Here is a 13,729-nt window from a genome sequence, read left to right as displayed (position 1 = left end):
ATGAGGTCGAAAATTTATGGAAGAATTACAAATTAGTAAACGATTAATTATGACACCTGGACCAGTTAGTGTTGACCCACGTGTGTCTCAAGCGATGTCTAATACTATTTTAGGACAATTTGATTATGAATTCGTTGACATTATGAACAAAACAATGTCATTAATCCGCGAATCTTTCCTAACACATAATCAATGGTCATTCCCCATTGACGGTACAAGTCGTGCTGGTTTAGAAGCTGTGATTGCAAGTATTGTTAAACCTGGAGATGTCGTACTAGTACCTATCATTGGTCGCTTTGGCTATTTATTCACAGAATTAGTCACACGAGCTGGTGGTATTGTTCATAACATTCAAAAGCCGATGGGTGAGGTATTTGAACAACAAGAAATTATTGATGCTTTAGATGAAGTTAAACCAAAAGTATTAGCAATTGTGCACGGTGAAACGTCTACAGGCCGTTTACAACCTATCGATCAATTAGGTAAAGCATGTAGAGAACGTGGTATTTTCTCTGTTGTCGATGCCGTAGCTACATATTTAGGCACTGTGATTCCTGTTGACGATTGGGAATTAGATGCCGTTATTGGTGGCGCACAAAAATGTTTAGCTGTACCTTCTGGCATTACACCTATTACTTTTAATGATCGTTTTAGTGAAGAAATTAACAAACGTAAACGTGTAGAATTAGGTATTACAACAACTGAAGATAATGAAGATGATACATTTATACGTAGTAATTATTTAGATTTAACACAATTACAAGATTATTGGAGTGCCAAACGCTTAAATCATCACACTGAAGCAACAGCTATGCTTTACGGTTTATATACTGGTTTGCGATTAGCAATTGAAGAAGGTGTTCATGCACGAGCTGAACGTCATGAATATCATCACGAAGGTTTAAAACGTGCGTTAGAAGCACTAGGCTTATCTATCTTTGGAGATGCTAATAATGAAATGAAAATGGTCATTTGTGTCAATATTCCTGAAGGTATTGACGATGCTCAGTTCAGAAATGGTTTATTACACAATTTTGGTGTAGAAATTGCTGCATCATTTGGTGAATTAACTGGTAAAATTTGGAGAATTGGTCTAATGGGTTATGTAGTTAATAAACAAAACTTATTATCTTTCTTATCTATTTTTTCAGTGTATTTACAACAACAAGGCGTTAAAGGTTTGGATCCTGCGAAAGCGATGCAAACATTAATCGATTATTATAACGACTAATTAATTCAATACGTCATATTATATAGACTTTGGTTTGTATAATATGACGTATTTTTATTTTATCAATCCCCTATCCATGAATCACTTAACATTCAACCTTCAGAAAATTACATGTTATGATATGACTAAAGATAACTAAGGAGCGAAGTCCTATGACAAATCATGTTGTTATTTTAGGTTCAACAAATGTAGATCAATTTTTAACTGTTGAGCGATATGCTAAACCTGGTGAAACATTGCATATCGAAGAAGCACAGCAATCCTATGGTGGTGGTAAAGGCGCTAACCAAGCTATTGCAACTGCTCGTATGAATTCACATACAACCTTCATCACTAAAATTGGTAAAGATGGTATCGCCAACTTTATGCTTGATGATTTTAACGCAGCTAATATCGATACGTCCTATGTCTTCGAATCTGAAGATACCAAAACAGGTCAAGCATTTATTACTGTCGATTCCCAAGGTCAAAATATGATTTATGTCTATGGTGGTGCCAATATGACCATCGATGAATCTGATGTGATGACAGCGCAAGATGCCATTATCAATGCAGACTTCATCGTTGCACAATTAGAAGTGCCTATCCCCGCTATTACTAAAGCTTTTGAAATTGCTAGACAACACGGTGTCACAACTATACTAAATCCGGCACCAGCTAAAGCATTACCCCAATCATTGTTGAAGTTAATCGATGTGATCATTCCTAATGAAACTGAAGCTGAAGTATTATCAGGTATAGCTGTAACTGATGAGCAATCTATGATTGATAATGCCAATTACTTTTTATCTCTTGGTATCAAGACGGTCTTGATTACACTGGGTGAACAAGGTACTTATTATGCAACACAACATGACCATCAACTTATTAAAGCTTATAAAGTTAAAGCAATTGATACTACAGCAGCTGGCGACACATTTATTGGTGCCTTTGTCAGCAAGCTAACTAAAGAGATGGATAATCTAGCAGAAGCGATAGATTTTGGGAATAAAGCTAGCTCTTTAACTGTCCAAAAATCTGGCGCACAATCATCTATACCTCTTGCTAGTGATATTTCTAATAATTAAATATTGTTACGATAACATCAGAACATAGTTCAAGCAAACTACACTGTGATTAACCTGATCACGTTAGCCTTTGCTCACTATGTTCTTTTTTATTTGGTTCTCTATTTTTTGGGATCGATGTTTCGATACTTTCTATGTGCGTTTAATTAATCCGTCAAAAACAGAAAATACTTTGTTTAATCGCTCCACTCACCCTCTCAACAGTTTTAACATTATGTTATAGTTTGCACTATATTTATATTTCTATATTTAAACTATCAACTTTTAAAAATATTCCGTCCTTTATTATAATTTTTATATAAAAAACTACGTATGAATTATTGTAATTTTCAGACAATTAGTGTAATGTAACTTTAGTGGTATAAAGGGTTAAATTAAATCTTGAATCTGACTATCGTCAGTTCAACGACAGGGGGAGATGTCATTTATGACAAACGAATTAAAAAGAGAGTTAAGTAACAGACATATTCAATTAATCGCAATTGGTGGCGCAATTGGAACTGGTTTGTTCTTTGGTTCAGGTAACACGATTTCCAAAGCAGGTCCATCTATTTTATTTACCTATATAATTGTTGGGTTCTTTTTATTTTTATTTATGCGTGCTATGGGTGAAATGTTATTAGCTAGAACTCATTTCAAATCATTTCCAGATATTGCACACGAATATTTAGGTCCCTTCGCTGGTTTCATTGTCGGTTGGTCTTATTGGATGTCTTGGGTCATTACTGTTATGGCTGATGTTACAGCTATTTCACAATACATAAAATATTTCAATCCCAATATTCCAGCGTGGTTAACATGTTTTTCAGTCATATTATTACTTTTAGCCCTTAATTTAACTAGTACAAAGGTCTTTGGTGAACTCGAATTTTGGTTTTCACTTATTAAGGTAGTAACGATTATTGCACTTATCGTTGTAGGAATTGTCATGGTCTTATTAGCATTTAAATCACCTTCTGGAAATACAGCAAGTTTTAGTAACTTATATTCACATGGCGGTATGTTCCCTCATGGTACACTTGGTTTCTTAATGTCATTCCAAATGGCAGTATTTGCCTTTACAGGTATCGAATTTATCGGTATTACAGCTGGTGAGACTAAAGATCCACAGAAATCTTTACCACGAGCAATTAACAGTGTGCCTTTACGCATTATCATTTTTTATGTAGGGGCATTAGCAGTGATTATGATGATTGTACCTTGGAATCAAATCAACCCAGCTAACAGTCCATTTGTTGGATTATTTGCTTTAGCAGGTATACCATTTGCAGCAACGTTGATTAATTTCGTTGTCTTGACTGCAGCTGCTTCATCAGCTAACAGTGGTATCTTCGCGAATAGTCGTGTACTCTTCGGTTTGGGTGATAAGAAACAAGCACCAGAAGCAATGCATCAATTGTCACGTAGAGGTATCCCGCAAAATGCCTTATTTGTCACATGTGGTTTAATCTCTATTACCGTTTTATTAAACCTTATTATTCCAAACGCCGAACAAGTCTTTGTCTACATTACATCAGTAGCAACTTCAATTACATTAGTCGTTTGGTCATTGATTGTTATTGCTTATATTAGTTATATGAAAAAAGATAAAGCACTACACGCTGCAAGTACTTTTAAATTACCAGGTGGTATTGTTTCTGCCTACGCAGTTGTCACTTTCTTTATCTTTATCATTATCGTCTTAATGTTCAATGCTGATACACGTATAGGTCTTATTTTATCCCCTATTTGGTATATTGGTTTAACAATCGCTTATCATTTAAACAAAAAAAGACTACAAATTGATTAACAACATTTAGAGAACAGCATGATTGATTAAATTCTTCATTTGTTTTGTCTTTAAAATTAATTTGTGACAAGTTATTGTAATTTTCAAAATATACTAGCTTTCATCTTTGTTTATGCTATATTAGTGATAATGATTATCATTAAGGAGGCATATGATTATGTCGAAAGAAGCCGGACACACATTTTTAGCTAAATTAGGTAAGACAAGATTACGCCCAGGCGGTAAAAAGGCCACTGATTGGTTGATACAGCAAGGTCACTTTTCATCTCAAAAACGTGTATTAGAAGTAGCATGCAATATGTGTACTACATCTATCTACCTTGCTCAAACATATGGTTGCCATATCGATGCAGTGGATTTGAATAATAAAGCTTTAAATAAAGCACGTAACAATATTTCTAAAGCTAAGTTAGAGCATCTTATTGATGTGCAACAAGCGAATGCAATGCAACTACCATTTGAAGATAATTCGTTTGATATTATCTTGAATGAAGCAATGTTAACGATGTTGCCTGTCAAAGCTAAAGAAAAAGCTTTAGCTGAATACTACCGTGTATTAAAACCTGGTGGTGTATTACTGACACACGATATCGTGATTACTAATGAAGATAAAAAAGACGCTATCATTGAGCAATTATCATCAGCAATCAATGTAAATGTGTCACCACAAATTAAAAATGATTGGTTAGCATTATATAACCATACAGGCTTTAACAATATCAAATTTAACAATGGCCCTATGTCATTAATGACACCCAAAGGTATGATTTATGATGAAGGATTGTTAGGTACTGTTAAAATCATTAAAAATGCACTTAAAAAAGAGAATAGACCGATGTTCTTTACAATGTTTAAAACAATGTCGAAATTGCGCAAAGATATGAACTATATTGTCTTTGCAGCTAAAAAATAATATAAACAAGGAGTTCTGAGTCGAGTTATTCGTCCCAGAACTCCTTTTTATTATAGTTTCATCTTATGCCTCATATAAATCTAACAATGTATTCAACGTGTGTATGACACCATTATGCTGATTTGATTTTGCAATAATATCAGCATGTTCTTTTAACTCTGGATAAGCATTATCCATGGCCACTCTTGTATCAGCAATCTTAAATAATTCAATATCATTCAAACCATCACCGAAGACAATCGTTTCACTAGCATCTACACCTAAGCGTTGTTGCAATTGTTCCATCGTTGACCCTTTATGCACACCTTTTTTAGCAATGTCAATCCATTCTGCATCAGCTGCCACAACATACAAACGATCTTCAAAGTCTTTTAAATAAGTAGCATTATCAATACATGCTTTGTTAGCATCATGTACAGTCACTTTAACAAAGTCTTCGCTAATGTCACTATAATCATTAATATATTCCACATTTTCATAAGAGCCATGCACTATTTTTTGTTCAGCATCACTTATACCACGCTGAACATATGCTTTATTATCAGTACACACAATGACTGTTTGTTGAGGGTCAATATGACGCAATCGTTCAATTAATTCTAGTCCTAATTCTTTGTTAAATGTTTCAGCCCAAATTGTTTGGTGATTATATTGAATACGCGTTGCGCTATCGCCAACAATATAAGTATCTTGTTCTAAGCCATCTAATATTTGCGCTACTCTCTCACATTGTTTCCCCGTACAAAAAGCAAATGTTATATCATTACTTTGACATCTAGCTTTTAATTGTCGAAATGCTTCATGATCAATATCACCTTGTGGGTTTAAAAATGTTCCATCCATATCAGTAACAACCAATTTCAACTTCATTATCGATGACACTCCTTGGATAATTAGTCTAATGATTCTCCATTTGTTTCAATCACTTTTTTGAACCAATAAAATGAATCTTTTTTCATTCTATCAAGCGTACCATGACCTTCATTATCACGATCAACATATATCAAGCCGTAACGTTTCTTCATTTCTCCAGTAGTAAATGAAATGATATCAATGATGCCCCAAGGCGTATATCCAATCAAATCAACACCATCTAAATCTACTGCATCAATCGCTGCTTGAATATGTTTTCTTAAATAATCAATACGATAATCATCATGAATTTGACCATCTTCAATACGATCAATGGCACCGAAACCATTTTCAACAATAAATAGTGGAATTTGGTAACGATCGTATAAGACATTAAGTGTATATCTTAAACCTTGTGGATCAATGGCCCATCCCCAATCACTTGATTCGATATAAGGATTATCTACAGAATTAGGCAAGCCACCATTCACAACGTTATTATCGACAGTAGATTGTGCATCATGTTTTACAACAGTCGACATATAATAGCTAAAGCCAATATAATCAACAGTTCCTTGTCTTAAAATAGCATCATCACCATCGATATACCCAATATCATATCCTTTTTGTTCCAGCATTTTCTTAGCATAACCCGGGTAATAACCACGTACTTGCACATCTGGGAAGAAAAATCTTAATCTATTCGCAATTTGTGCTTCCATGATATCTTGTGGATTACAAGAATAAGGATAAATAGGGACATGTGAGATCATTGCACCTATTTGGAAATTAGGGTTAATTTCTTTACCAATTTTTACAGCTTTCGCACTAGCAATTAATTCATTATGTGCTACTTGATATAATACTTCTTCTGGATCGTCCGCTTCATTTAAAGTCACACCTGAGTTCGTCCATAAGAAAATTGGATTACTCGTATCCATCTGGTTATTAATTTCATTAAAAGTCATCCAATATGTCACTTTATCTTTATATCTGTCAAAGATGACTTCTGCGAATCTCGCAAAATAATCAGCAACTTTTCTGTTTCTAAAGCCACCATATTCTCTTGCTAAATGTAAAGGCATTTCAAAATGAGACAACGTAACGACAGGTTCTATACCATTTTTAATTAATTCATCAAAGACACGGTCATAAAATTTCAAACCTTCTTCATTAGGTTCATCTTCATCCCCATTAGGAAAAATGCGTGTCCACGCGATTGACGTTCGTAAACACTGAAGTCCCATTTCTTTAAATAACGCAATATCTTCTTTATAACGATGATAAAAATCAATGCCTACATGATTAGGGTAATATTTATCAGCTTCAACTGCTGTAGTAATTTCTCTAGCCTTACCATGTTCTCCACCTGTCATAACATCAATAACACTCAAACCCTTACCATCTTCATCGTATCCACCTTCAAATTGATTGGCAGCTAATGCGCCACCCCACATAAAATCACTTGGCAACTTAGACATACTCTATCTCTCCTTTACTTTTTAATAATCGTTAATAATTGGTCCACCAAAATTAAGTTTTATTAATCAGTTAAATATATATTAAAAAACCATCCTTAATTCTTACTATTAAATTACCCTATTACTTCCTATTTTAATACTTTTAGATTACCTTTATCTCTGCCAACATCCTAGTACTTTAAGCTAAAATGCCAAGTTCATTTTTATTTTTGTCGCTTTTTACATACAATTTTATTTTTACTACGATTACACTTAAAAGTAAGAGATGTTGTTATATCATGTTGCAAATTTGAATAGGAGGAATTTTTATTATGGAACATTCTAATGTACCCAATTATCAAGGTGGTAATAAGCTCATTACTGCGATTATGTTAGCCATCTTAACTTATTGGCTATTTGGACAATCCTTTTTAAATATTGGTCCACATGTCCAGCAAACCTATCAAAGTTCTGCCGGTATTATTAATATCGCAATTAGCTTAACTTCATTATTTACTGGCGTTTTTATGGTAACAGCTGGTGGCTTTGCTGATCGCTTTGGTCGTGTTAAAATCATGCGTCTTGGCTTAGTATTAAGTATTATCGGCTCAATCCTCATCATTATTACACATAGTAGTTGGTTATTGTTAGTCGGTAGAGCTGTCCAAGGATTTTCAGCTGCATGTTTAATGCCTGCTACAATTTCGCTTATCAACACTTATTATTATGGTAACGCGCGACATAGGGCAATGAGTTTCTGGTCTATGGGGTCTTATGGTGGTACAGGACTAGCCTCATTACTCGCAGGTTCTATTGCTACAGCCATCTCTTGGCAATGGATATTTATTATTTCCATTATTGTTACACTCATATCTTTTTATTTATTACGTGATGTGCCCGAAGTAAAAGAAGATAGTCATCACAATACACAATTTGATTTTTTAGGATTATTATTATTCATCATTTTTATGCTGAGCCTAAATGTCATTATCTCCATGGGCAATCAAATTGGTTGGCTTAGCGCTACTACGTTGCTATTAGCTTTACTATTCATTATCAGCTTATACGGCTTTATTATGATTGAAAAAAGACGTCAAGATCCATTTATAGACTTTAGTCTGTTTTCTAGTCGTTTTTTCATTGGTACTGTTATCGCCAACTTTTTAATGAATACAACAGTTGGTACACTAGCATTATTTAATATCTTCGCTCAACAAAACTTTAATATTTCTGGTTTATATTCTGGTTTCTTAACAATTCCTTATATGTTCGGTGTCTTAATCACTATTCGCATTGGTGAACGTATGATGAGAGAACGTCAAGCCAAGATTCCTATGATGATAGGCTCTGGATTCGTAGCATTAGGCATGTTATTTATCGGCTTAACTGTCATTCCTTTTAATGTTTATATTTTCAGTAGTTTATTTGGTTTCTTATTGTTCGGTATGGGACTCGGTTTCTTTGCAACACCGGGATTGAATACCGCAGTTTCAAATGCGCCTTCTGAAAAAGTGGGTATTGCTTCTGGCATTTATAAAATGGTTGCAACTATAGGTGCCGCCTTTGGTATTACTATTTTCACTTCGCTTTATAATATGATTAAAGCATCAAGTTCAATGACCATTGCAGCTATGACAGGTTTCTTACTATGTATGGTCTTTGTCATTATCGCTATATTCATCACAAAATGGATTATCCCTAACAAGCAATAATTTAAAATTTTATAAAGCACTAGCGATGATACAAGCACTTGAGCTGATCCCAATTAGTTGGAATAAAATAAAAACACTTCCGTTGAATTCTGTAAAGCGAATCATTGTGGAAGTGTTTTTTCTAGGTTAAGTTATTCATTTAAGTAAAACAATTCGTCATTTATAGTAGTGGTATCGGCATGGTGGTATTAAAATAGCTGAATCTGTGACTTTATATACCAATCTATGCTCATGATTTATTCTTCTACTATAGTAGCTCTTTAAATCACCACGTAATTGTTCAGGCCTACCTTCACCTTTAAGTACATCATCACATTGTATACTTTTTATTAAACGATTACTCTTTTACAATAACTTTTTCTTGTATTTGCTAGTACTTATCATCTTCAAACACATCAGGTAAAAAAGTGATATGTAACTTACTCATAAAATTCAATATCTACTTTCACTGAGTTGCCACGTTCTAAATCTGCTATGGATTGTGCTAAATGTTTAGCATTTGCAGGTGATTGTTGTAAATATAATGTTTCCATAATGGCATTGTAATCAGTTTCAGAAAGTAAAACGGCGTTGTGATCATTAGTTGTTATCGTTATAGCTTCAGCATTGTCATTGACATTATCTATAAGCTGTCTAAAGTTCTTTCTAGCATTTGAATACGATATAGCAGTCATCATACATACCTCCTTATCACTTTTAATACCACGATATTTTGCACAATAAGTATAGATTTACCATTCATTATCCACAACACTAAAAAGTAGTCCTACCCTTTAAATTTATAACTTAAAAAAGCAGTAGCAAACGTAAGAGATTGCTACTGCTTTGTCCTATTATATTTAGAAGAATATAGCTACAAATATAGGGACCACTGCGACAACAACCACACCTACTAAAACTAAGGAAATACTTGCCATGGATTCCTCGACAGGACCAAGTTCTTTTGCAGGCGCAACACCTAATGTATGACCACTCGTACCAAGTGCCAGTCCTCTAGCAATTGGGTTCGTAATATGGAATAATTTTAAGAATTTATTTCCTAAGGCATAAATAATCACACCATTTAAAATAACTGCTAAAGAAGTCAATTCTTTAATACCACCAATACCTGCTGACAAGGGTAAGGCAATCGCTGTTGTAGCTGCTTGAGGTAACATTGATAATATGACGTCATTGGCAAATTGAGCCAATTTAGCGAAAGCCATAATAATAAGTAGTGCGACAACTGTACCTATTCCAATACCACCAATAATTCTATGCCAATGTTTTACTAAAACATCACGTTTTTTATAAAGTGGAATAGCAAAACAAATTGTTGCTGGTTCAAGGAAGAAGTATATAATATCTCCCCCTATTTTATATGTTTTGTAAGGAATACCGGTAAAATAAAGGAAGGCAACACCGACAACCATACTGACAAATAAAGGCGCAAACAAGAAAAAGCGATTGGTCTTTTCAAATAGTAATGTTGCTAAATAGAATGGAATTACTGATAATAAAATACCGAAATAAGGTGTATTAAGTGCTAAATGCTCAGTCATGTGCTTGTGCCTCCTTCATTTTAATATCCTCTGCAATATCTTCAGTCGATCCTTTAGATGTTAATTTCATAATTAATTCAGTAACATAACCAGTACAAATAAGTAATAATACTGTCGATACAATAATCAAACCAATAATTAAAATCGGAGCTCTACTAATGACGCCTAATGAGTTAACTACTGAGATACCTGCTGGCACGAATAGCAAGCCAATATTATTCGTTAAAGTTGTTCCCACAGTTTCAACGTGTCTTAATTTAACAATACCTGTACATAATAAAATAAATAATAGCACTAAGCCTATCACTGACGCTGGCATAGGTATTGGCATAAATGACTCAATTATTTTTGATACTAATAGTACCAATCCTATAACTATACATTGATATAAAAAATGGGCTGGTTTTGATTCGTCTATTTTTTGTTTCACGACCATTGCCTCCTACGTTTAATTTATCTACAGTATAGTGTCTATCTTTTGTTTTGCGTCGTATTTTTGCTGAAATACAAAATTTCATAGCTAAAATGCATAAAAAAAAGGATTACTGTAAAGTAACCCTAAACAAGACCTGCCCATGCCTTAAATTCTTTCATAAATGAACGTCCCACTTGCATTTTAACCCCATTTGTCAAAATTACCATATAGGTGTAATTAAACCATTGTTGTACTTCTTTGATATGTTTTTTATTAATAATATAAGAACGATGAATACGTAAAAAATGTGATTGATCTAAACGTTTTTCATAACGATTTAACGGCTCTGTCGTTTCATATTGATGGTTGGTTGTGTGAATGGTCGTAATCCCATTATGTGTCCCAATACCTATAATATTTTTTTGTTTGAGCATATGTATTTTATCATCAATTTCTACAGGTAAACTTTGTTCAAAATCTCCAGACACGGCCTCAACTTTAGGTGTTGATTGATTGCCTGTTATTTGTTGTTGCGTCTTTACTTTATTGATTGCTTGTTCTACGCGCTGTTGACCAAATGGCTTTAAAATATAGTCTGTCGCATTCAATTCAAACGCTTGTACAGCATATTGATCATGTGCTGTAGCAAAAATGATGGCCGGAGGATTTTTCATTTTTTGAATTTTAGAGCCTAATTCAATCCCGTTTTCATCCATTAAATTAATATCTAAAAAGATGATGTCATAGTGATTTAATAATAATGCTTCCAATGTTTCTGTGACATTTTCCGCTTCATTAACCTCATCGAAACCACCAATTTCATTAAGTAGATAACCAAGTTCATTGCGTGCTAGTGGTTCATCATCGACAATTAATGCTTTCATTTCATTTCCTCCTCTTGTTTGTCACAAGGAAGTACACACCAGAATGTGGTACCGCTTGATGTTGAGTTAAACTGTAATGCTGCTGGTATGCCAAATAGTCCTTTTAAACGTAAATTCAAGTTTTCCAAAGCACTACCCGTTCCTGATTCAGATTCAACAGAAGTTTCACCTAGTAAATGTAACTTGTCATTGGCAATACCATGTCCATTATCCGCCACAATGATACGTACATGCTGTTCATCTTCCTCTATAACTGAAACTTTAACATTATTCCCTTGCTTACGATTGGTAAACGCGTGTTTAATGGCATTTTCAACTAATATTTGAATTAAAAATGGTGGCACTAATACTTTAGTGTAATGCTCTGGGACAGCAAATTGGATATTAAATCGCCCTGGATATCTGGCTTGTTCTAAAGATAAATAAGCTTGAACTTGGCTAAGTTCTTTATCTAAAGAAATGGTATGTTGTCTAGAACCTTGGAGATTGGCTCTAAAGAAATAGCTGAGCTCTAACAATAACTCACGCGCCTTCTCGCTATTGATTCTAACCAGTGCCGAAATCGTATTAATCGAATTAAAGAAGAAGTGTGGGCTGACTTGTGCTTGCAGTGACTTAATTTCAGCATCTTTGAGTAACTTACTTTGCATTTCAGCTTCACCTAATTCGATTTGACTACTAAATATATTAGCTAACCCTTCAGCTAATTGTCTTTCAACAAACGTTAAATCATTAGGGTTTGTAAAATACATTTTCAGCGTACCTATAATTGCGCCGTGCATTTCTAATGGAATAACAATTGCTGCACATAAAGGACAGTTGGGATGACTGCAGCCAATGCCTTCTTTCGTATGCACTTCTTTTAATTGTCCAGACTTTAAAACATCTCTAGACAAACTCGTAATAATTTCATTTTCTGGAATATGATGATCGCTACCAGCTCCAACATGCGACAAAATCTCATGTTTACTTGTGATAGCAACTGCTGATACTTTCATCAAATCTTTAATAATAACTGCAATATGTTCAGCAGATTCTTTATTTAAACCTTCTTTAAAGTACGGTAACGTCTGATTCATCAATTGTAAAACATCATGCGTCTGTACAGCTTTCATTTGTTCTTCTTGTTTTAATGTTGAAATAATAATCGACATAAATATAGCTGTACCTACACTATTAACAATAATCATAGGTATAGCGATTAATGAAATTAATTCCATGGCATATGCTTTATCTGTCGAAAATATTAAGATACTTAACATTTGTATACCTTCCATCAGTACACCGATAAAAGCACTTTTAACAATACTTGGGTAACGATTTAATTTACGCGTTTGTAAACCAAAGTAGCCAGATATGGTCCCAATAAAGAGTGATGAAATTAAATAAATCTCAGCACCTGCACCACCCATATATAATCTGAAGACACCAGAAATAATACCTACAAATAAACCAACAAATGGTCCGCCAACTAAACCAGCAACACCAATCGTTAACACACGTGTGTTGGCTAGTGATACATCGTTATTTAAATGAAAATAAATACTTCCCGAAACGCTATGGTCCGGATTAATAACAATACCAGTTAGATTTGACATTAAGGCAAACAAACTAAACACGATGCATAATTGTAAGCGCGCACGCCATGTACGTCTACGATTCATTAAGTTTTTAAAGTAAGGTATATTCATTAATACGTAAGCTAAAATGATTATTAAGCCTACTCTTTCAAGTAGTAACACAGTTAGAGATAACACCATAACACCCCAGTGATTTTTAATATATTTATTTTATCACAACAATACATGTACATTTCATGAATAATTCATATAAAAAAGACGACATAGTGACAGTGTCATAAAATA

At 34.0% G+C, this 13,729-nt stretch carries 12 protein-coding genes and 1 pseudogene; 5 read left to right on the top strand and 8 right to left on the bottom strand.

Annotated features, from left to right (window positions below):
• Window positions 1-16: 16 nt before the first annotated feature.
• From J3R86_RS01030 to J3R86_RS01015, 4 genes are all read left to right on the top strand, one after another.
• On the top strand, window positions 17-1,231 hold the full coding sequence (locus tag J3R86_RS01030) for a pyridoxal-phosphate-dependent aminotransferase family protein (protein WP_207517683.1): 1,215 nt from the start codon (window positions 17-19) through the stop codon (window positions 1,229-1,231).
• A gap of 152 nt (window positions 1,232-1,383) precedes the next feature.
• Window positions 1,384-2,298: a ribokinase gene (gene rbsK / locus J3R86_RS01025; RefSeq protein WP_207517682.1), complete on the top strand. Its 915-nt coding sequence runs from the start codon at window positions 1,384-1,386 to the stop codon at window positions 2,296-2,298.
• A 427-nt stretch (window positions 2,299-2,725) separates the two neighbouring features.
• Window positions 2,726-4,087: an amino acid permease gene (locus J3R86_RS01020; protein WP_207517681.1), complete on the top strand. Its 1,362-nt coding sequence runs from the start codon at window positions 2,726-2,728 to the stop codon at window positions 4,085-4,087.
• Window positions 4,088-4,244: 157 nt separating this feature from the next.
• Window positions 4,245-5,000, top strand: a complete 756-nt coding sequence (locus J3R86_RS01015) for a class I SAM-dependent methyltransferase (protein WP_207517680.1) — start codon at window positions 4,245-4,247, stop codon at window positions 4,998-5,000.
• Between the two features lie 63 nt (window positions 5,001-5,063).
• On the opposite strand, the gene J3R86_RS01010 is transcribed toward J3R86_RS01015, so the two are convergent.
• Together J3R86_RS01010 and J3R86_RS01005 are read right to left on the bottom strand one after the other, a co-directional pair.
• Complete coding sequence (locus tag J3R86_RS01010) at window positions 5,064-5,870, bottom strand: HAD family hydrolase (protein WP_207517679.1); 807 nt, start codon at window positions 5,868-5,870, stop codon at window positions 5,064-5,066.
• Window positions 5,871-5,893: 23 nt separating this feature from the next.
• Complete coding sequence (locus J3R86_RS01005) at window positions 5,894-7,333, bottom strand: 6-phospho-beta-glucosidase (protein WP_207517678.1); 1,440 nt, start codon at window positions 7,331-7,333, stop codon at window positions 5,894-5,896.
• A gap of 311 nt (window positions 7,334-7,644) precedes the next feature.
• On the opposite strand from J3R86_RS01005, the gene J3R86_RS01000 reads away from it, so the two are divergent.
• A complete protein-coding gene (locus tag J3R86_RS01000; protein WP_207517677.1) occupies window positions 7,645-9,024 on the top strand; it encodes an MFS transporter in 1,380 nt (459 codons plus the stop codon).
• Window positions 9,025-9,180: 156 nt separating this feature from the next.
• Here the strand turns inward: J3R86_RS01000 and J3R86_RS12155 are convergent.
• The 6 genes and pseudogenes from J3R86_RS12155 to J3R86_RS00970 form a co-directional block, all read right to left on the bottom strand.
• Window positions 9,181-9,391: pseudogene (locus J3R86_RS12155) on the bottom strand (Txe/YoeB family addiction module toxin).
• 52 nt (window positions 9,392-9,443) lie between these two features.
• Window positions 9,444-9,698 carry a type II toxin-antitoxin system Phd/YefM family antitoxin gene (locus tag J3R86_RS00990; protein WP_207517676.1) on the bottom strand — a complete coding sequence of 85 codons (255 nt, stop codon included), beginning with the start codon at window positions 9,696-9,698 and terminating at the stop codon, window positions 9,444-9,446.
• Window positions 9,699-9,863: 165 nt separating this feature from the next.
• On the bottom strand, window positions 9,864-10,565 hold the full coding sequence (gene lrgB / locus J3R86_RS00985) for an antiholin-like protein LrgB (RefSeq protein WP_207517675.1): 702 nt from the start codon (window positions 10,563-10,565) through the stop codon (window positions 9,864-9,866).
• Complete coding sequence (gene lrgA / locus J3R86_RS00980) at window positions 10,558-11,001, bottom strand: antiholin-like murein hydrolase modulator LrgA (RefSeq protein WP_207517674.1); 444 nt, start codon at window positions 10,999-11,001, stop codon at window positions 10,558-10,560. The genes lrgB and lrgA overlap by 8 nt, the downstream gene beginning before the upstream one ends.
• A gap of 122 nt (window positions 11,002-11,123) precedes the next feature.
• Window positions 11,124-11,864, bottom strand: a complete 741-nt coding sequence (locus J3R86_RS00975; RefSeq protein ID WP_207517673.1) for a response regulator transcription factor LytR — start codon at window positions 11,862-11,864, stop codon at window positions 11,124-11,126.
• Entirely contained in the window at window positions 11,861-13,621 is a 1,761-nt protein-coding gene (locus J3R86_RS00970; RefSeq protein WP_207518491.1) for a sensor histidine kinase, read from the bottom strand. Before J3R86_RS00970 ends, J3R86_RS00975 begins: the two co-directional genes overlap by 4 nt.
• Between the last annotated feature and the right edge of the window lie 108 nt (window positions 13,622-13,729).

It is taken from the genome of Staphylococcus simiae (assembly GCF_017357005.1).
Lineage (GTDB): Bacteria > Bacillota > Bacilli > Staphylococcales > Staphylococcaceae > Staphylococcus > Staphylococcus simiae_A.
This window is presented reverse-complemented; position numbering and strand designations above follow the sequence as displayed.

Bases quoted from the DNA above. Each gene is read 5' to 3' on its own strand.
- J3R86_RS01030 (WP_207517683.1), top strand. From the start codon at position 17: ATGGAAGAATTACAAATTAGTAAACGATTAATTATGACACCTGGACCA.
- rbsK (WP_207517682.1), top strand. From the start codon at position 1,384: ATGACAAATCATGTTGTTATTTTAGGTTCAACAAATGTAGATCAATTT.
- J3R86_RS01020 (WP_207517681.1), top strand. From the start codon at position 2,726: ATGACAAACGAATTAAAAAGAGAGTTAAGTAACAGACATATTCAATTA.
- J3R86_RS01015 (WP_207517680.1), top strand. From the start codon at position 4,245: ATGTCGAAAGAAGCCGGACACACATTTTTAGCTAAATTAGGTAAGACA.
- J3R86_RS01010 (WP_207517679.1), bottom strand. From the start codon at position 5,870: ATGAAGTTGAAATTGGTTGTTACTGATATGGATGGAACATTTTTAAAC.
- J3R86_RS01005 (WP_207517678.1), bottom strand. From the start codon at position 7,333: ATGTCTAAGTTGCCAAGTGATTTTATGTGGGGTGGCGCATTAGCTGCC.
- J3R86_RS01000 (WP_207517677.1), top strand. From the start codon at position 7,645: ATGGAACATTCTAATGTACCCAATTATCAAGGTGGTAATAAGCTCATT.
- J3R86_RS00990 (WP_207517676.1), bottom strand. From the start codon at position 9,698: ATGACTGCTATATCGTATTCAAATGCTAGAAAGAACTTTAGACAGCTT.
- lrgB (WP_207517675.1), bottom strand. From the start codon at position 10,565: ATGACTGAGCATTTAGCACTTAATACACCTTATTTCGGTATTTTATTA.
- lrgA (WP_207517674.1), bottom strand. From the start codon at position 11,001: ATGGTCGTGAAACAAAAAATAGACGAATCAAAACCAGCCCATTTTTTA.
- J3R86_RS00975 (WP_207517673.1), bottom strand. From the start codon at position 11,864: ATGAAAGCATTAATTGTCGATGATGAACCACTAGCACGCAATGAACTT.